The 17,231-nt window shown below is 61.7% G+C and carries 19 protein-coding genes; 11 read left to right on the plus strand and 8 right to left on the minus strand.

Annotated elements, in window-relative coordinates; all coding sequences use genetic code 11:
* Nucleotides 1-39: 39 nt before the first annotated feature.
* Nucleotides 40-864, minus strand: a complete 825-nt coding sequence (gene ttcA / locus J3D60_RS09315) for a tRNA 2-thiocytidine(32) synthetase TtcA (protein WP_065940057.1) — start codon at nt 862-864, stop codon at nt 40-42.
* Between the two features lie 264 nt (nt 865-1,128).
* Here ttcA and J3D60_RS09320 point away from each other — a divergent pair, with 264 nt between their 5' ends.
* Nucleotides 1,129-1,731, plus strand: a complete 603-nt coding sequence (locus J3D60_RS09320; protein WP_027606356.1) for a Yip1 family protein — start codon at nt 1,129-1,131, stop codon at nt 1,729-1,731.
* A 129-nt stretch (nt 1,732-1,860) separates the two neighbouring features.
* On the plus strand, nt 1,861-2,355 hold the full coding sequence (locus tag J3D60_RS09325) for a SprT family zinc-dependent metalloprotease (RefSeq protein WP_027606355.1): 495 nt from the start codon (nt 1,861-1,863) through the stop codon (nt 2,353-2,355).
* Nucleotides 2,356-2,451: 96 nt separating this feature from the next.
* On the opposite strand, the gene J3D60_RS09330 is transcribed toward J3D60_RS09325, so the two are convergent.
* A complete protein-coding gene (locus J3D60_RS09330; RefSeq protein WP_065940058.1) occupies nt 2,452-3,627 on the minus strand; it encodes a CaiB/BaiF CoA-transferase family protein in 1,176 nt (391 codons plus the stop codon).
* Nucleotides 3,628-3,784: 157 nt separating this feature from the next.
* Between J3D60_RS09330 and tusD the strand changes: the two genes are divergently transcribed.
* The 6 genes from tusD (at nt 3,785) to J3D60_RS09360 (ending at nt 7,221) form a co-directional block, all read left to right on the plus strand.
* Nucleotides 3,785-4,177, plus strand: a complete 393-nt coding sequence (tusD, locus tag J3D60_RS09335) for a sulfurtransferase complex subunit TusD (protein ID WP_253491068.1) — start codon at nt 3,785-3,787, stop codon at nt 4,175-4,177.
* Nucleotide 4,178: 1 nt separating this feature from the next.
* Nucleotides 4,179-4,529 (plus strand): sulfurtransferase complex subunit TusC, encoded by a 351-nt coding sequence (gene tusC, locus J3D60_RS09340; RefSeq protein WP_027606352.1) that lies wholly within the window; start codon nt 4,179-4,181, stop codon nt 4,527-4,529.
* Nucleotides 4,529-4,807 (plus strand): sulfurtransferase complex subunit TusB, encoded by a 279-nt coding sequence (gene tusB / locus J3D60_RS09345; RefSeq protein ID WP_253491070.1) that lies wholly within the window; start codon nt 4,529-4,531, stop codon nt 4,805-4,807. The genes tusC and tusB overlap by 1 nt, the downstream gene beginning before the upstream one ends.
* Nucleotides 4,804-5,139: a TusE/DsrC/DsvC family sulfur relay protein gene (locus J3D60_RS09350; protein WP_065940061.1), complete on the plus strand. Its 336-nt coding sequence runs from the start codon at nt 4,804-4,806 to the stop codon at nt 5,137-5,139. The genes tusB and J3D60_RS09350 overlap by 4 nt, the downstream gene beginning before the upstream one ends.
* A complete protein-coding gene (locus tag J3D60_RS09355; protein ID WP_253491072.1) occupies nt 5,136-6,137 on the plus strand; it encodes a glycosyl transferase family protein in 1,002 nt (333 codons plus the stop codon). Before J3D60_RS09350 ends, J3D60_RS09355 begins: the two co-directional genes overlap by 4 nt.
* A gap of 88 nt (nt 6,138-6,225) precedes the next feature.
* On the plus strand, nt 6,226-7,221 hold the full coding sequence (locus tag J3D60_RS09360) for a glutathione S-transferase family protein (RefSeq protein WP_065940063.1): 996 nt from the start codon (nt 6,226-6,228) through the stop codon (nt 7,219-7,221).
* Nucleotides 7,222-7,349: 128 nt separating this feature from the next.
* On the opposite strand, the gene cysG is transcribed toward J3D60_RS09360, so the two are convergent.
* From cysG to J3D60_RS09390, 6 genes are read right to left on the minus strand one after another with little or no spacing between them, the layout of a single operon-like run.
* Entirely contained in the window at nt 7,350-8,744 is a 1,395-nt protein-coding gene (gene cysG / locus J3D60_RS09365) for a siroheme synthase CysG (RefSeq protein WP_253491074.1), read from the minus strand.
* Nucleotides 8,745-10,025: a serine--tRNA ligase gene (gene serS, locus J3D60_RS09370; protein ID WP_065940065.1), complete on the minus strand. Its 1,281-nt coding sequence runs from the start codon at nt 10,023-10,025 to the stop codon at nt 8,745-8,747.
* 16 nt (nt 10,026-10,041) lie between these two features.
* The gene (gene crcB, locus J3D60_RS09375) at nt 10,042-10,416 is read right to left on the minus strand and encodes a fluoride efflux transporter CrcB (RefSeq protein ID WP_253491076.1); all 375 of its coding nucleotides are present in this window, start codon (nt 10,414-10,416) and stop codon (nt 10,042-10,044) included.
* Complete coding sequence (locus J3D60_RS09380) at nt 10,416-11,738, minus strand: replication-associated recombination protein A (RefSeq protein ID WP_027606344.1); 1,323 nt, start codon at nt 11,736-11,738, stop codon at nt 10,416-10,418. The genes crcB and J3D60_RS09380 overlap by 1 nt, the downstream gene beginning before the upstream one ends.
* A gap of 27 nt (nt 11,739-11,765) precedes the next feature.
* Complete coding sequence (lolA, locus tag J3D60_RS09385; RefSeq protein WP_016975527.1) at nt 11,766-12,389, minus strand: outer membrane lipoprotein chaperone LolA; 624 nt, start codon at nt 12,387-12,389, stop codon at nt 11,766-11,768.
* 54 nt (nt 12,390-12,443) lie between these two features.
* Complete coding sequence (locus tag J3D60_RS09390) at nt 12,444-14,852, minus strand: DNA translocase FtsK (RefSeq protein ID WP_027606342.1); 2,409 nt, start codon at nt 14,850-14,852, stop codon at nt 12,444-12,446.
* 498 nt (nt 14,853-15,350) lie between these two features.
* Between J3D60_RS09390 and aat the strand changes: the two genes are divergently transcribed.
* The 3 genes from aat to infA all read left to right on the plus strand — a co-directional run bounded on the left by aat (nt 15,351) and on the right by infA (nt 17,113).
* Nucleotides 15,351-16,031 carry a leucyl/phenylalanyl-tRNA--protein transferase gene (aat, locus tag J3D60_RS09395; RefSeq protein ID WP_065940066.1) on the plus strand — a complete coding sequence of 227 codons (681 nt, stop codon included), beginning with the start codon at nt 15,351-15,353 and terminating at the stop codon, nt 16,029-16,031.
* Between the two features lie 55 nt (nt 16,032-16,086).
* Nucleotides 16,087-16,794: an arginyltransferase gene (locus J3D60_RS09400; RefSeq protein WP_027606340.1), complete on the plus strand. Its 708-nt coding sequence runs from the start codon at nt 16,087-16,089 to the stop codon at nt 16,792-16,794.
* Between the two features lie 100 nt (nt 16,795-16,894).
* Nucleotides 16,895-17,113 carry a translation initiation factor IF-1 gene (gene infA, locus J3D60_RS09405; protein WP_002553999.1) on the plus strand — a complete coding sequence of 73 codons (219 nt, stop codon included), beginning with the start codon at nt 16,895-16,897 and terminating at the stop codon, nt 17,111-17,113.
* The last annotated feature ends 118 nt before the right edge of the window (nt 17,114-17,231 follow it).

A 17,231-nucleotide genomic window follows, 5' to 3' on the forward strand; every position in this document is an offset into this window, starting at 1 on the left:
GGCGCCCGCGAGCGCCGTGTGTCAGAGCGTTGAATGAGCTCAGAGGTTCACAACATTGACGAAACGCGGCGCGGCAGTCTCATCGATTTTCAGGCTGGTGAAGTCGAACAGGTTGCGGTCGGCCAATTGCGACGGCTGCACGTTCTGCAGGCTGCGGAAGATACTTTCGGTACGCCCGGGGGTCTTGCGCTCCCAATCCACCAGCATGTCCTTGACCACCTGGCGCTGCAGGTTTTCCTGGGAGCCGCACAGGTTGCACGGGATGATCGGGAATTGCTTGAAGTCGGAATAAGCCTGGATGTCCTTCTCGTTGCAATACGCCAGCGGGCGGATCACCACGTTGCGCCCGTCATCGGCGCGCAACTTGGGCGGCATGGCCTTGAGCGAGCCGTTGAAGAACATATTGAGGAAGAAGGTCTCGACGATATCGTCGCGGTGGTGACCCAGGGCCATCTTGGTCGCCCCGATCTCATCGGCAAAGGTGTAGAGCGTGCCACGGCGCAGGCGCGAGCATAGCGAGCAGGTGGTCTTGCCTTCAGGAATCAGTTCCTTGACCACCGAATAGGTGTCTTTTTCAACGATGTGGTACTCGACGCCCAGCGCCTTGAGGTAGGCCGGCAGCACGTGCTCGGGGAAGCCCGGTTGTTTCTGGTCCATGTTGACGGCAACGATCTCGAACTTGATCGGCGCGACCTTTTGCAGGTGCAGCAGCACGTCGAGCATGGTGTAGCTGTCTTTGCCGCCGGAGAGGCAGACCATGACCTTGTCGCCGTCCTCGATCATGTTGAAATCGGCGACTGCCTCACCGGCCAGGCGGCGCAGGCGTTTTTGCAGTTTGTTCTGGTTGACCGTAAGAGTGCCCATGGCGCTTGGATCCGCTGGAGGTGTGTGACGAAAAGCCGGGTATTTTACGCAAAAAAAACAGCTAAAGGGCTAACAGTAAAAGACCCCGCCGCGATTAGGCCCCTTGTTTACAGCGCAATTTGCTCTAAAGGCCCTACGGTTATTCCGGTCATCCCTTCCTATACTGCGACTTGAGGTCGCACACATATATCCAGACCTTTGTGGCCATTTGGCCCGTGGGCGCTCCGATGGGGGGCGATGGTAATAACGACAGGAGTGACTGGCATGATCCATCACGTCGTGGGGCTGTTTACCCATCCCGACCAGGAATGGCGGGAAATTCGTGGCGATAAAGAAGAAAGCATCGGCCACATGTACCTCACTCACACCCTGATTCTTGCGGCGATCCCCGCCGTATCGGCTTTTATCGGCACCACCCAGGTCGGCTGGGTCATCGGCAACCGCTCCCCGGTCATGCTGACCCAGGAAAGTGCGCTGTGGATGACCCTCATGTCCTACGCGGCCATGCTCGGCGGCGTAGCAGTGATGGGCGCGTTCATTCACTGGATGGCCCGCACCTACGACGCCAACCCCAGCATGGCGCGGTGCGTGGCGTTTGCCACCTATACCGCGACCCCGCTGTTCATCGGCGGGCTGGCGGCGCTCTACCCGCATATGTGGCTGGGCATGGTGGTGGGCACTGCGGCGATCTGCTACACGGTGTACCTGCTGTATGTCGGCGTACCGACCTTCATGAGCATCGACCCGGATGAAGGCTTCCTGTTTTCCAGTTCGATACTGGCCGTAGGGCTGGTGGTGCTGGTGGCGATCATGGCGTTCACCGTGATCGTCTGGGGCCTGGGCGTGGGGCCGATCTACACGAACTGACCCGTTCAATGGCAAAGGCAAGGCCACCGCAAGGTGGCTTTGTACATGATGGATGACCATTCGGCGCCTGACAGATTCGGAAACACCCCGCTTTGCGGCATACTGGACGTCTCTGGAGATATGTACAGCATGCCCGAGCAACTCAATACCCGCGTCGAAGATTGTTTCCTGCAAGCCGAATCCTTTTTCAAACGAAGCTTCAAACGCCCCCAGGTCAGCCTCAAGCTGCGGGGCCAGAAGGCCGGTGTCGCGCATTTGCACGAGAACCTGCTGCGCTTCAACCCACAGTTGTACCGAGAAAACAGCCAACACTTCCTGAAACAGACCGTGGCCCATGAGGTGGCGCACCTGATTGCCCACCAATTGTTTGGCGAGCGCATCCAGCCCCATGGCGAGGAATGGCAACTGATCATGCGTGGGGTCTACGAACTGCCGCCGGACCGCTGCCACACCTATGCCGTTAAGCGTCGCCAGGTGACCCGTTATATCTACCGGTGCCCGTGTGCCGACAGCGACTTCCCGTTTTCGTCGCAACGCCATGGCATGGTGGCTCAGGGGCGGCGGTATTTGTGCAGGCGGTGTCGGCAGACCTTGGTGTTTACCGGCGAAACCAGGGTGGAATAAAGGCCTCATCGGGAGCAAGCCCCCTCCCACATTCAGGCCTGTGAATACGATCAACCTGTGGGAGGGGGCTTGCTCCCGATAGCGTCCGCCCAGCCACTACATAATCACCTTGGAGCTGCGCAGCTCGCTGATGCGCTGCGGGCTCAAGCCCAGCTCCGCCAACACTTCATCACTGTGCGCGCCCACGGCGACGCCAATGTGCCGGGACGCTGGCAACCCTTCCGAAAACTTCAACGGGCAGGCCATCTGCGCCTGGCTCGAGCCGTCGCCCCTGGGCACCTGGCTGACCAGCGCCCGCGCCTTCAGTTGCGGATGGGCCACGGCTTCGCTGAGTGTCAGCACCGGCTCCACGCAGGCATCCACCCCGGCAAACAGCTCGCACAATTGCTCGAAACTGCGCTTCTCGAACTCCACCTGCAAGGCCTGCTTAAGCGCCGGCTGCTGCTCAGGCTTCAAGCCCTGCGCGGCCAACTCCGGGCGGCCCAACGCTTCACACAATTGCTGCATGAAAGCCGGTTCCAGGCTGCCGACCGACATCCAGCGCCCATCTCGCGAGCGATAGTAATCGTAGAAACTCCCGCCATTGAGCACATGGCCCTCCCGCTCAGGCTCCACACCACACGCCAGGTAACCCGCGCCGGCCATGGCATTCAGGCTGAACGAGCAATCGGTCATGCTCACATCCAGGTATTGCCCGACCCCACTTTGCTGACGGGCGATAACGGCCGCCAGCAGCCCCACCACCGCATGCAGCGAACCGCCGCCCACGTCCGCCAACTGCACGCCCAAGGGCAGTGGCCCGCTGTCCCGGCGTCCGGTGTAACTGGCGACCCCGGCCAGCGCCAGGTAGTTGATGTCATGCCCGGCGCGGTCCTTATAGGGCCCGGTCTGGCCGTACCCGGTGATCGACACATAAATCAGCCGCGGGTTGATCGCCTTCAGCGCCTCGTACCCCAGACCCAGGCGTTCCATCACGCCGGGGCGAAATTGTTCGAGGACAATGTCGTAGTCCTTGACCAGTTCGCGCACGATCTCCAGCGCCTGGGCCTGCTTCAAATCCAGCGCCAGGCTGCGTTTGTTGCGATTGAGATAGGCATGGCTGGCCGAAGTCCCCCGGTCATGGGGCGGCAGCACCCGCAGCAGGTCCATGCGCGTGGGGGACTCGATGCGCAGTACCTCGGCGCCCATGTCCGCCAGCATCAAGGAAGCAAACGGGCCGGGCAGCAAGGTGGAAAAATCCAGCACTTTGAGGGACGCCAAGGGACCTGACATGGAGACTCCATTTGGGTTTCGGATTGCCACAGACTAGGCAGCCTGGCGCCTACCGGCAATCGTCAGAACGATCATCGAGGGTGACCGTTTTGATCATGGCGGGCTTTTTCGTGGCAGCGGCTTTATCATTGCCCCACGTTTGCTTGCAGAGTGTTCCATGAAGTTTGCGATTGCAGTGTTTTCCGCCGCCCACGCGCCCTCCTCGCGCCGCGCCCTGCTGTTTGCACAGGCAGCGTTGGCCGGCGGGCATGAGATTGTGCGGCTGTTTTTCTATCAGGACGGGGTCTACAACGCCTCCAACACCCTCGTTGCGCCCCAGGATGAGCAGGACATCGCCCGCCAATGGCGCGAGTTGGTCAATGTGCATCAACTCGACGGCGTGGTCTGCATCGCCGCCGCCTTGCGTCGTGGCGTGCTGAATGCCGAAGAAGCCACGCGCTATCAACGCAGCGCGGCCAACCTGGATGCGCCCTGGGCGTTGTCGGGCCTGGGGCAATTGCACGACGCCACCCAGGCCGCCGACCGCCTGATCTGTTTTGGAGGGCCGTGACATGTCCAAATCCTTGCTAGTGATCAGCCGCCAGGCGCCCTGGTCCGGGCCGAGCGCGCGCGAAGCGCTGGATATCGTGCTGGCCGGGGGCGCGTTTGATCTGCCGATCGGCGTGCTGTTCATGGATGACGGCGTGTTCCAACTGGCGCCGCACCAGGACGCCAAGGCCGTGCAGCAAAAAGACCTCAGCGCCAATCTGCAGGCCTTGGGCCTGTTCGGCATCGATGAGGTATTCGCCTGCCGCCATAGCCTGGGTGAGCGCGGGCTGACGCAGCCGGCCAATGCCCAGTCGCTGGACAGCGAAGCGATCTCCAGGCTGATTGACCGTTACGACCAGGTGATAACCCTCTGATGTCGACTTTACATGTGGTATCTCACTCTCCTTTTACCGATAGCCGCCTCGCCAGTTGCCTGCGTATCTGTGGCGCCGAGGATGCGATCCTGCTCTGCGGCGATGGCGCCTACGGGCTGCACGACCCGGCCCTGCGCACCAAGGGCGTGAAGGTGTTCGTGCTGGCGGAAGACATGCAAGCGCGCAATCTGCCGCTGCCGGACTGGGCCGACAGCGTGGACTACCCGGGTTTCGTGCAGCTGTCGCTCGACTATTGCAAGGTCAACACCTGGCTATGAACACCCTGACCGTAGGCGCGCGTACCCTCGAACTGGACAAGGACGGTTACCTCGTCGACCTGAACGAATGGTCCCCTGAGGTGGCCGAGGCCCTGGCTGCCGCCGAGGCCCTGGAGCTGACCCCGGATCATTGGCAGGTCCTCGAGCTGCTGCGCCAGTTCTATGCCGAATTCCAGCTGTCCCCCGCCACGCGCCCGCTGATCAAGTACACCGCCTTGAAGCTGGGCCCGCAAAAGGGCAACAGCCTGCACCTCAACACACTGTTCAACGGCACTCCCGCCAAACTCGCCGCCAAGTTGGCGGGCCTGCCCCGGCCGACGAATTGCTTATGACCGACTTTGCCCCATTGACCCTTGAAACCCCTGCCGAGCATCCGTTTGCGCAGTTCGTGCGCATCCTGGGCAAAGGCAAGCGCGGCGCGCGCAACCTCACCCGCGAAGAGGCCCGCGAAGCCATGGGCATGCTGCTCGACGAAAAAGTTGAAGACACCCAGCTCGGCGCCTTCCTGATGCTGCTGCGCCACAAGGAAGAAAGCCCGGAAGAACTCGCCGGTTTTACCGAAGCCGTGCGTGAACGCCTGGACGCCCCCGCGCTGAATGTGGACATCGACTGGCCGACCTACGCCGGCAAGAAGCGCCACCTGCCGTGGTTCCTGCTGGCCGCCAAGTGCCTGGCGCAACATGGCGTGCGCATCCTCATGCACGGCGGCGGCGCACACACGGCGGGCCGGCTGTACACCGAACAATTGCTCGAAACCCTGCACATCCCGCTGTGCCGCAATTGGCAGCAGGTCGGGACGGCGTTTGAACAAGGCAACCTGGCGTTTATCCCGCTGGGCGACTGGGCACCGCAACTGCAACGCATGATCGACCTGCGCAACACCCTCGGCCTGCGCTCGCCGATCCACTCCCTGGCGCGCCTGCTCAACCCGCTGAATGCGCGCTGCGGCCTGCAAAGCATTTTCCACCCCGGTTACCAGGGCGTGCACCGCGATGCCAGCGGCCTGCTTGGCGACCATGTGATCGTGGTCAAGGGCGACGGCGGCGAAGTCGAGATCAACCCCGACACGATCAGCCACCTCTATGGCACCACCGGTGGCGAAAGCTGGGATGAAGAATGGCCCGCCCTCTCCGACCAGCGCCACGTCAAGCCGGCAACCCTGGAGCCTGATCACCTGAAGGCCGTGTGGCGCGGCGACGTAGAGGACAGCTACCCGCAACTGGCGCTGATCGCCACCATGGCCCTGGCCTTGCGCGGCCTCGGCCACCCACGGGAACAGGCGTTCGAATTGGCCCGGCAATACTGGGATGCACGGGACAAATCGATTTAATCGATCATTCACGCCCGGTCTTTGCGCTTTTAGTTCGAACTCATCCCTTTAGACTGGGCTCCAACGCTTATTAGCCAAGGAGCCAGTCATGGGTTTGCTGATCGAAGGACACTGGAAAGACCAGTGGTACGAAAGTAGCGCAGATGGCGCTTTCCAGCGCGAACAGGCCCAGCGCCGCCACTGGGTGACCGCCGATGGCCAGCCTGGGCCCAGCGGCGAAGGCGGCTTCAAGGCCGAGGCCGGTCGTTATCACCTCTATGTGTCCCTGGCCTGCCCCTGGGCCCACCGCACCCTGATCCTGCGCAAGCTCAAGGGCCTGGAAAGCGTGATCGACGTGTCCGTGGTCAGCTGGCTGATGCTGGAAAACGGCTGGACCTTCGACAAGGCCCACGGCTCCACCGGCGATAAGCTCGATGGTTTCGAATTCATGCACCAGCGCTATACCGCCGACACCGCCGACTACACCGGCCGCGTCACCGTGCCGGTGCTGTGGGACAAGCAGCTCAACCGCATCGTCAGCAATGAATCGGCGGAGATCATCCGCATGTTCAACAGCGCGTTCAACGGCCTGACCGGCAACACCCTGGACTTCTACCCCAAGCCGCTGCGCGCGACCATCGATGGGCTCAACGAGCGGATCTACCCGGCCGTGAACAATGGCGTGTATCGCGCAGGCTTTGCCACCTCACAAAAAGCCTATGAAAGCGCGTTTGACGATGTATTTGCCGAACTGGACCACCTGGAGCAGCACCTGGGCGATCATCGCTACCTGGCCGGCGAATACCTGACCGAGGCGGATGTGCGCTTGTTCACCACGCTGATTCGTTTTGATGCGGTGTATTACAGCCACTTCAAATGCAATCTGCGGCGGATTGCCGATTATTCGAACCTGTCGAATTGGCTGAGGGAGATGTATCAGTGGCCAGGCGTGGCCGAGACGGTGGATTTCGAGCACATCAAGGGGCATTACTATGGGAGCCACCGCACCATCAACCCGACGGCGATTGTGCCGAAGGGGCCGTTGCAGGCGTTTGATGCCGGGCATGATCGAGTGAAGCTAACCAGCAAAGGCGTTTGGAGCTGATACAAAACCCGTAGGAGCGAGCTTGCTCGCGAAGAACTCAAAAACACCGCGTGCATTCAGGATGGGCGCGTTATCGTTGACGATTTTCGCGAGCAAGCTCACTCCTACAGTTGATGTGTGTGCAAGTACTAGACTTGTGATTGGGCGCCTTCAAACCACTTCAACTTCTCGCGCAGCACCACCACCTCACCGACAATCACCAGCGTCGGCGCATGCACTTCATGCTCCGCCACCATGCGCGGCAAGTCTGCCAGGGTGCCGGTAAACACGCGCTGGTTGGACGTGGTGCCCTGCTGGATCAACGCCGCCGGGGTATCCGCGGCACGCCCATGCTTGATCAGTTGCTCACAGATGATCGGCAAGCCAATCAAGCCCATGTAGAACACCAGGGTCTGCGACGGCCCTACCAGGTCACTCCAAGGCAGGTCCGACGTCCCGTTCTTCAAGTGCCCGGTGATAAAGCGTACCGACTGCGCGTAGTCGCGATGGGTCAGCGGAATCCCGGCGTACGCCGCGCAACCACTGGCTGCGGTGATCCCCGGCACCACCTGGAACGGGATGCCATGGGCCGCCAGTTCCTCGATTTCTTCACCGCCACGACCAAAGATGAACGGATCGCCCCCCTTGAGGCGCAGCACGCGCTTGCCTTGCTTGGCCAGGTCCACCAGTTGCTGGTTGATCTGGTCTTGCGGCACGGCGTGGTCGGCGCGGCGCTTGCCGACGTAGATGCGCTCGGCATCACGACGGCACAGTTCCAGAATCGCCGGCGCCACCAAACGGTCGTACAGCACCACGTCGGCTTGCTGCATCAGGCGCAGGGCACGGAAGGTCAGCAGGTCCGGGTCGCCTGGGCCGGCACCGACCAGATATACCTCGCCCGGCGCATAAGGCGGTGCGCCGTTGACCTTTTCGATCAACAGACGCTCAGCCTCATCGCCCTGCCCGGCCAACTGACGGTCGGCAATCGGGCCCTGGAACACTTCCTCCCAAAATGCCCGACGCTGCTGCACATCCGGGTACAAGCCTTTGACCTGGGCACGAAAGCGCGCCGCCAGCCCGGCCAGTTGGCCGTAGGTGGACGGAATCCAGGTTTCCAGCTTGGCCCGGATCAAGCGCGCCAGCACCGGCGCATCGCCGCCGCTGGACACCGCGATCACCAAGGGCGAACGGTCGACGATCGCGGGGAAGATCACGCTGCACAAGGCCGGCGCGTCCACCACATTGACCGGTACGCAACGACGCTTGGCGTCACTGGACACTTGCGCGTTCAGTGGCTCGTCGTCGGTCGCCGCGATAATCAGGGTGCAGCCTTCCAGGTCGGCCTCCTGGTAACCGCGCAGAATCAATTCCCCGCCACTGCCCTGCACCAACTCGCGCAACTGGTCTTCGATCTGGGGAGCAACCACCCGCAGCACGGCGCCGGCGTCAGCCAGCAGGCGGGATTTGCGCAAGGCAATCTCCCCCCCGCCGACGACCAGCACACGACTGCCGCGCAGGTTATGAAACAGCGGCAGGAATTCCATTTAGCGGATGACCTCGACGCCCGCCATGTAAGGCTTGAGCACTTCAGGTACGCGGATCGAACCGTCAGCCTGCTGGTAGTTTTCCAGCACGGCCACCAGGGTGCGACCTACAGCCAGGCCCGAACCGTTGAGAGTGTGCACCAGCTCCGGCTTGCCGGTTTCCGGGTTACGGAAACGCGCCTGCATGCGCCGGGCCTGGAAATCACCGCAGTTGGAGCACGACGAAATCTCGCGGTATTTGTCCTGGCTGGGTACCCACACTTCGAGGTCGTAGGTCTTCACGGCGCTGAAGCCCATGTCGCCGGTGCACAGCGCCAGGACGCGGTACGGCAGCTCCAGCAGCTGCAGGACGCGTTCGGCGTTGGCGGTCAGGCCTTCCAGGGCGTCCATGGAGGTCGACGGCTCGACCACTTGCACCATCTCGACCTTGTCGAACTGGTGCTGGCGGATCATGCCGCGGGTGTCACGCCCCGACGCACCGGCTTCACTGCGGAAGCACGGGCTGTGGGCGACGAACTTGAGCGGCAGTTGCCTGGCGTCGAGGATCTCGCCGGCAACGATATTGGTCAGCGACACTTCGGCGGTCGGGATCAGGTACAGATCGGCTTCGCCATCGCGGCTGATCTTGAACAGGTCTTCCTCGAACTTCGGCAGTTGGCTGGTGCCCATCAGCGCCGGCGCCTGCACCAGGTACGGCGTGTAAGCCTCTTCGTAACCGTGCTCGCCGGTGTGCAGGTTGATCATGAACTGCGCCAGGGCACGGTGCATGCGTGCAATCGGGCCGCGCAGCAAGGCAAAGCGCGCACCGGACATCTTGGCGGCGGTTTCGAAATCCAGGCCACCGGTCAATTCGCCCAGGGCGACGTGGTCCTTGATCTCGAAATCAAAGGCCGTTGGCGTGCCCCAGCGACGCACTTCGACGTTGCCGTCTTCGTCTTCGCCAATCGGCACGGACTCGTGCGGCAGGTTGGGGATGCCCAGCAGGATCGAATCCAGCTCGGACTGAATGCCTTCCAGCTCGACCTTGCCGTCGGACAGCTCGGTGCCCATGCGCTCGACGTCCGCCATCAACGGCGCGATGTCTTCGCCACGTTGCTTGGCCTGACCGATGGATTTGGAACGCGCATTCCGCTCAGCCTGCAGTGCTTCGGTGCGGGTCTGGACGGTCTTGCGCTGTTCTTCCAGCGCTTCGATGCGCGCAACATCCAAGGCAAAGCCACGGGATGCCAGGCGGTCCGCTACGTCCTGAAGGTTGCTACGTAACAGTTTGGAATCGAGCATGTCGGTCTCTCGTTTATCAAAGTTTGGTCAAGGACAGGCCGGCCCAGGTGGCGAGCAGCCCGCCGAACACGCTGATGCCCAGGTACCCGAAGGCGACCAGGGCCTGCCCGCTTTCCAGCAGGCGCAACGTATCCAGTGAAAAGGATGAAAAGGTCGTCAGACCGCCTACAAAGCCGACAATCAAGCCGGCGCGAATTTCAATCGGTACTTCCGGGCGCAACAGGAACCAGCCGTACAACAACCCGATGATCAGGCAACCCACCAGGTTGACCGCCAGGGTCGCCGCATAAAAATACTTCGGCCAATTGGCGCTCACCCACGTACCGGTGGCGAAACGCAATAATGTACCAGCGATGCCAGCTGCGGACACGGCAAGAATCGTCTTGAACACTACTTTCTCCGCTGTTTGGGGCTGAGGCGGTCGAGTTGGGCGAGGTGATTGAGCTTTTCACCGATCTTCAGCTCCAGGCCACGGGGCACCGGCTGGTAGAACGGCTGCGGCTCAAGCTCATCGGGGAAATAGTCTTCGCCGGCGGCATAGGCGTCCGGCTCATCATGGGCATAGCGGTACTCATCACCGTAGCCCAGTTGTTTCATCAACTTGGTCGGCGCATTACGCAGGTGCAGCGGCACTTCGAGGGAGCCGTGTTCGGCGGCGGCACGCAGGGCGGACTTGAAGCCCATGTACACCGCGTTGCTTTTCGGCGCGCAGGCCAGGTACGTGATGGCCTGGGCCACCGCCAGCTCGCCTTCCGGGCTGCCGAGGCGCTCCTGCACTTCCCAGGCGGCCAGGCACAGGCTCAGGGCGCGCGGGTCGGCGTTGCCGATGTCTTCACTGGCCATGCGCACCACGCGGCGCGCCAGGTACAGCGGGTCGCAGCCGCCGTCGATCATGCGCGCAAACCAATACAGCGCGCCGTCCGGGTTGGAGCCACGCACGGACTTGTGCAGCGCCGAAATCTGGTCGTAGAAGGCTTCGCCGCCCTTGTCGAAACGCCGACGCGTATCGCCGAGCAGGCTTTGCAGCAGGTCGACGCCAATCTCGCTGCCGTCTTCGGCGAGGTCGGAGGCGTTCTCCAGCAGGTTGAGAAAGCGCCGGCCATCACCATCGGCGGCGCTTAGCAGGATCTTGAAGCCTTCATCGCTGAGGCTCAGCTGACGCTTGCCCAGGCCCTTGTCTTCGCTCAAGGCACGGTGCAACAGCTTTTGCATCGCGGCTTCGTCGAGGCTCTTGAGCACATAGACCCGCGCCCGCGAGAGCAACGCGTTGTTCAACTCAAACGAAGGGTTTTCGGTGGTGGCCCCGATAAAAATCAGCGTGCCATCCTCGACGTAGGGCAAAAACGCATCCTGCTGCGACTTGTTGAAGCGATGCACTTCGTCGACAAACAGGATGGTGCGCTTGCCGTACTGCCCGGCCTGCTGCTTGGCCACCTCGACAGCCTGGCGGATCTCCTTGACCCCGGCCAGCACGGCCGAGACCGTTTCGAAGTGCGCATCCGAGACTTTTGCCAGCAGCCGCGCCAGGGTGGTCTTACCCACGCCCGGCGGCCCCCAGAAAATCATCGAGTGCAGCGCACCCTGCTCCAGGGCTTCGCGCAACGGCTTGCCACGAGCGAGCAGGTGTTCCTGACCGACGTACTCATCCAGGTTGGTCGAGCGCAGGCGCGCGGCCAAAGGCTGGGCAATCGGGTCACTTCGAAACAGATCCATGGGCAGCGCTTGAAACCTCTGGGCAGTTTATTCCTGGATCACGTCGGCACCCTTGGGGATGTCGAACTTGAACTTGGACGCCGGTACCGGCTGGTTGGCCTTGACCCCGGAGAACAGGATATCGGTGCGCTGGCCGACGCTGTCGACCAGGCGCATGTTGTTGATCACGCCGTTGCCGAACGACAGGGACAGCGTGTCAAACAACGTGTCCTTGGATTTCGGCTTGAGGGTGAACTCGATCACGTTGCTGGTCTGCTTGGAGGTGATGTCGAAGCTGTCGTTGATTTTCGACACATCGCCCGACAGCAGCAGCGCCGGCGTCTGGTTCAGGCGCGGGTCGAGCTTCTTGATGGTGGCCTGCTCCAGGTCCGGGTCCCACAGGGTGACTTTCTGGCCGTCCGAGACGATGGTCTGCTCGGCCTTGCCTTCGGTGTGCCAGTAGAACAGCCCTGGGCGCTGCACGGCCATCTCGCCGGCGGTTTCCTGCAACTGGGTGCCACCGGCATCCAGGGTGAGCTGGGAGAAGCGCGCGGTCAGGGTCTGGGATTTGTCCAACAGGTTTTTCAGGCTGGCGACGGAGGCCGGGTCAGCGTGGGCCGAAACAGCGGTCAGGGCCAGTGCCGGCAACAACAGCATGCGGATAAGACGCATGGGAGTCCTCATTGAGTCGTAAGGGCGCGCCGCGTGCTGCCACGCGGCACGGAATCAGTCGCGCATCTGCCCGGGGGCGATGACTTCGCGCGAGCCGTTGGTGTTCATTGCAGTGACGACGCCAGCGTTTTCCATCGCCTCGATCATGCGCGCAGCGCGGTTATAGCCGATCTTCAGCTTGCGCTGCACCGCAGAAATCGAGGCGCGGCGGCTTTCCAGCACGAAGGCTACGGCTTCGTCGTACAGCGCGTCGGTTTCGGCATCGTCGTCGCCACCGCTGCTGCCACCGTCGAAGCCGCTGCCGGCCTCTTCGACACCGGCAAGGATGTCGTCGTTGTATTCGGGGGCGCCACGCAGCTTCCAGGCTTCCACCACGCGGTGCACTTCATCGTCGGAGACAAAGGCGCCGTGGACCCGGATCGGCAGGCTGGTGCCGGGCGGCATGTAGAGCATGTCACCGTGGCCCAGCAGTTGCTCGGCACCGCCCTGGTCGATGATGGTCCGTGAGTCGATCTTGCTCGACACCTGGAACGCCATGCGAGTCGGGATGTTGGCCTTGATCAGGCCGGTGATCACGTCCACCGACGGACGCTGGGTGGCGAGGATCAAGTGGATACCCGCCGCCCGCGCCTTCTGGGCGATACGGGCGATCAGTTCCTCGACCTTCTTGCCGACGATCATCATCATGTCGGCGAACTCGTCGACCACCACCACGATGGTCGGCAGCTTGCCCAGCAGCGGAGCCTCGTCGTGGATACTTTCGCGCTTGTACAGCGGGTCGGTCAGCGGCGTGCCGGCGTCCTGGGCTTCCTTGACCTTGGCGTTGAAGCCCGACAGGTTACGCACGCCCATCTTCGCCATCAGCTTGTAGCGGCGCTCCATCTCGGCCACGCTCCAGCGCAGGGCGTTGGCGGCGTCCTTCATGTCAGTGACCACCGGGCAGAGCAGGTGCGGAATGCCTTCGTAGATCGACAGCTCGAGCATCTTCGGGTCGATCATGATCAGCTTGGCGTCTTCCGGGCCGGACTTGAACAGGATCGACAGGATCATCGCGTTCACGCCCACCGATTTACCCGAACCGGTGGTACCGGCCACCAGCAGGTGAGGCATTTTGGCGAGGTCAGTGATCACCGGCTTGCCGCCAATGTCGTGGCCCAGGGCCAGGGTGACCGGCGACTTGAAGTTGTCGTATTCGGGCGTCGACAGCACTTCGGAGAAGCGCACGATCTGGCGATCTTCGTTGGGAATCTCGATACCCACGGTGGTCTTGCCGGGGATCACTTCCACCACGCGCACGCTGGTCACGGCCAGGGAGCGCGCCAGGTCTTTGGCCAGGTTGGAAATGCGACTGACCTTGACGCCGGCAGCCGGCTGGATTTCGTAACGGGTAATCACCGGGCCGGGATGGATCGAGTCCACCGACACCTCGACGCCGAACTCCTTGAGCTTGATTTCCAGCAGATGGCCGACGGCCGCCAGGGACTCAGGTGAATAGTTGAGCTGTTTCTTTTCGGCCGGGTCGAGGATCGAGATCGGCGGCAAGGTGCCTTCCACGGCGCTGTCGACAAACAACGGCGCCTGTTTCTCTTTCTGCACGCGGTGGCTCGGCTCGGCCGGCTTGGGCGGCGCCGGGGCGATCACCGGCGGTACCTGCTTCTCGCGGTCCGACATGTGCTTGCTCAGGGCCTGCTCGCGTTCGATCAGGCGTTCCTTGACCTTGGCCTGCTCACGGCGGTCCGGTGTGCTTGGGGCCACCACTTCGTTGACACGGGTGTCCACCTCGCGCAACTGGGCCACCATGCGCTTGCGTTCGACCCGGGCGGCCCACCAGCGGTTGGCAGCGCCCTGGAACAGCTCCAGCAGGTCGAGGGTGATCTTGCCGGTCACGTCCATCACCTTGAACCACGAGAGGTCGGTGAACACGGTGAGGCCAAACAGGAACAGCGCAATAAACATCAGGGTGCTTCCCTGGATATTCAGGGTCTTGCGCGCCAGGTCACCGAGGCTCTCGCCCAGCGCCCCACCCGCGCCCGCCGGCAGGCCGGTAGGTGCGTGGAAATGAATATGCGCCAGGGCGGCACCGGACAGCACCAGGAATACCAGGCCGATCAGGCGCCACGAAAACAGCCAGCCGCTCCACTGCCACGGCTCATGACGCTGGCGGAAGATCTGCCAGGTCTTGATCGCCAGCAGCAAAGGGAAAATGTAAGCGAAGTAACCCAGCACCATGAACAGGATATCGGCGCTGTAGGAACCGGCAGGCCCACCGAAGTTCTGCACGTCTTCGATCTTGCTGTTATGGCTCCAGCCCGGATCGTCCTTGCCATAGGTGAGCAAGGCCATCATCAGGAACAGGCACAGGGCGCCGATAGCGATCAGCGCGCCTTCCTTGAGTCGATAGTGCAGGTGCTGGCGCCAGGCCGGCACGACGGCTGCTTTAGGTGTTGCGGCGGATTTCTTCAAAACGGGTCTTTTCCTGCGCCTGTTAGCGCGTCCATCTGTTGAATAAGTGCAAATACTGCCCAATCCGAGCAGCTGAAAAATGAACGAACGTCGTGGAATCTACTTTTAACACTGGGCGATTGCTGGATGAAATGGCGATAACGCCACAATGACCGCATTGTACGGGTTTGTGTTGCGGTTGCCACGCCACTTGGCTTTCTTCAGGCAGCATAGCCAATTGTGTGTCACAACATGTTCAATTTGAGCATGCATTGTCTTTGCTGACAAAGGCTTATGAGCTGTTTTTACCAATCCAGGCAAGCTTGGCAAATGGCCTGCATGGGCCAGACCCGATTACGACCACGCCTCACGCAGAGAGTTGCAGAAACACCCGCTCACGCTTATGCACGCCAACAGCCGATTCAGGCTGGCCCCACAGCGCTGCGTCGACAATAATCACACCCCTTGGGGCACGCGATCCGCCTGCCACTCCCCTCCCCTTCCGCAAGCCTGGATGCCATGCTGACCTGGTTACAACGCGACTCACTGACATTTCCCCCGCTGGCCAAGGCCATGCGCGAACCCAATGGCCTGCTCGCCGCCGGCGGCGACCTGTCGGCCGAGCGACTGGTGCAAGCCTACCGCCACGGTTGCTTTCCCTGGTTCTCGGAGGGCCAGCCGATCCTCTGGTGGTCGCCGGACCCGCGCACCGTGATATTCCCCGACGAGCTGCACGTCTCCCGCAGCCTGGGCAAACTATTGCGCCAGCAGCGCTATACCGTGACCTTCGACCAGGACTTTGCCGCCGTCATCCAGGCGTGCGCCGCGCCGCGTGCGTATGCCGATGGCACCTGGATCACCGAAGGCATACAGAGCGCCTACCTGACGCTGCACCAGCGCGGTTACGCCCATTCGGTAGAGGTATGGGACAACGGCGAGCTGGTCGGCGGCCTGTATGGCCTGGCGATGGGCCAGCTGTTCTTCGGCGAGTCGATGTTCAGCCGCGCCGATAACGCCTCGAAATTCGGCTTTGCCACATTGACCCGGCAATTGCAGGCCTGGGGCTTTGTACTGATCGACTGCCAGATGCCCAACGACCACCTGCACAGCCTGGGTGCCCGCGCCATATCCCGCAGCGACTTTGCAGGTTTCCTGCGTGACCATCTGGACCAACCCAACGCAGGACCGTGGGTTTCTTAGGCGACTTGCGCGCTCCTGGCTTACACTTATTTCAAAGCTTATCCGAGGGTTGATCATGACCGAGTTGGCGCGTTTGAAGTTTTATGCCACTCAACCCCACTCTTGCAGCTATCTGCCCGACGAGCAGGCCACCACGCTGTTCCTCGACCCCAGCCAGCCGATGGATGTGCACGTGTATGCCGATCTCTCGGAAATGGGTTTTCGGCGCAGCGGCGATCATCTGTACCGGCCCCACTGCCAGAACTGCAATGCCTGCGTGCCGGCACGCATCCCTGTGGCGCAGTTTCTGCCGGACCGCAATCAGAAGCGCATCCTCAAGCGCAATGCCGACCTGACGGTGGCAGCTGCCAAGCCACGATTCACCGAAGAGTATTTCGACCTGTACCAGCGCTATATCGAGCAGCGCCACGCCGACGGCGATATGTTCCCACCCAGCCGCGACCAGTTTTCCACCTTCCTGGTGCGTGACCTGCCGTTCTCGCGCTTTTACGAATTTCGCGCGGACGGCCGCCTGGTGGCCGTCGCCGTGACCGATTTGCTGCCTAACGGCCTGTCAGCGGTCTACACCTTCTACGAGCCGGCCGAAGAGCGGCGCAGCCTCGGGCGTTTCGCGATCCTCTGGCAAATCGGTGAAGCACTGCGCCTGGAACTCGAGGCGGTGTACCTCGGATACTGGATCAAGAACTGCAAAAAGATGAACTACAAGACCCAATATCGCCCCATAGAACTGCTGATTAATCAAAGATGGGTCACGCTTAACTAGAACCCCTTGGCTTAAACACCCTTTTTCGGGCACAATGCACGCCGCTTTTGCCTGGCGCAGTTGCACCGGGCCATTCACTGGATACCGAGGGCTTTACTGCATGTCGAAAGAAGACAGCTTCGAAATGGAAGGCACTGTCGTCGACACCCTGCCCAACACCATGTTTCGTGTGGAGTTGGAAAATGGGCACGTCGTAACCGCGCATATCTCCGGCAAGATGCGCAAGAACTACATTCGTATTCTTACCGGTGACAAAGTGCGCGTCGAGCTGACGCCCTATGACTTGAGCAAAGGGCGTATCACTTACCGCGCTCGCTAAGCAAGTCAATACAAGACGCCCGGTTATGCCGGGCGTTTTTGTGTGCATGGGATTTCTCAAACACCGAGGGATCCTGCGGGAGGGGCAAGCCCCATTCTGAGAATTGCATTTCAAGACA

Origin of the sequence: Pseudomonas sp. S3E17 (assembly GCF_024168685.1) — a bacterium.
GTDB lineage: Bacteria > Pseudomonadota > Gammaproteobacteria > Pseudomonadales > Pseudomonadaceae > Aquipseudomonas > Aquipseudomonas marginalis.

Bases quoted from the DNA above. Each gene is read 5' to 3' on its own strand.
- ttcA (WP_065940057.1), bottom strand. From the start codon at position 864: ATGGGCACTCTTACGGTCAACCAGAACAAACTGCAAAAACGCCTGCGC.
- J3D60_RS09320 (WP_027606356.1), top strand. From the start codon at position 1,129: ATGATCCATCACGTCGTGGGGCTGTTTACCCATCCCGACCAGGAATGG.
- J3D60_RS09325 (WP_027606355.1), top strand. From the start codon at position 1,861: ATGCCCGAGCAACTCAATACCCGCGTCGAAGATTGTTTCCTGCAAGCC.
- J3D60_RS09330 (WP_065940058.1), bottom strand. From the start codon at position 3,627: ATGTCAGGTCCCTTGGCGTCCCTCAAAGTGCTGGATTTTTCCACCTTG.
- tusD (WP_253491068.1), top strand. From the start codon at position 3,785: ATGAAGTTTGCGATTGCAGTGTTTTCCGCCGCCCACGCGCCCTCCTCG.
- tusC (WP_027606352.1), top strand. From the start codon at position 4,179: ATGTCCAAATCCTTGCTAGTGATCAGCCGCCAGGCGCCCTGGTCCGGG.
- tusB (WP_253491070.1), top strand. From the start codon at position 4,529: ATGTCGACTTTACATGTGGTATCTCACTCTCCTTTTACCGATAGCCGC.
- J3D60_RS09350 (WP_065940061.1), top strand. From the start codon at position 4,804: ATGAACACCCTGACCGTAGGCGCGCGTACCCTCGAACTGGACAAGGAC.
- J3D60_RS09355 (WP_253491072.1), top strand. From the start codon at position 5,136: ATGACCGACTTTGCCCCATTGACCCTTGAAACCCCTGCCGAGCATCCG.
- J3D60_RS09360 (WP_065940063.1), top strand. From the start codon at position 6,226: ATGGGTTTGCTGATCGAAGGACACTGGAAAGACCAGTGGTACGAAAGT.
- cysG (WP_253491074.1), bottom strand. From the start codon at position 8,744: ATGGAATTCCTGCCGCTGTTTCATAACCTGCGCGGCAGTCGTGTGCTG.
- serS (WP_065940065.1), bottom strand. From the start codon at position 10,025: ATGCTCGATTCCAAACTGTTACGTAGCAACCTTCAGGACGTAGCGGAC.
- J3D60_RS09380 (WP_027606344.1), bottom strand. From the start codon at position 11,738: ATGGATCTGTTTCGAAGTGACCCGATTGCCCAGCCTTTGGCCGCGCGC.
- lolA (WP_016975527.1), bottom strand. From the start codon at position 12,389: ATGCGTCTTATCCGCATGCTGTTGTTGCCGGCACTGGCCCTGACCGCT.
- aat (WP_065940066.1), top strand. From the start codon at position 15,351: ATGCTGACCTGGTTACAACGCGACTCACTGACATTTCCCCCGCTGGCC.
- J3D60_RS09400 (WP_027606340.1), top strand. From the start codon at position 16,087: ATGACCGAGTTGGCGCGTTTGAAGTTTTATGCCACTCAACCCCACTCT.
- infA (WP_002553999.1), top strand. From the start codon at position 16,895: ATGTCGAAAGAAGACAGCTTCGAAATGGAAGGCACTGTCGTCGACACC.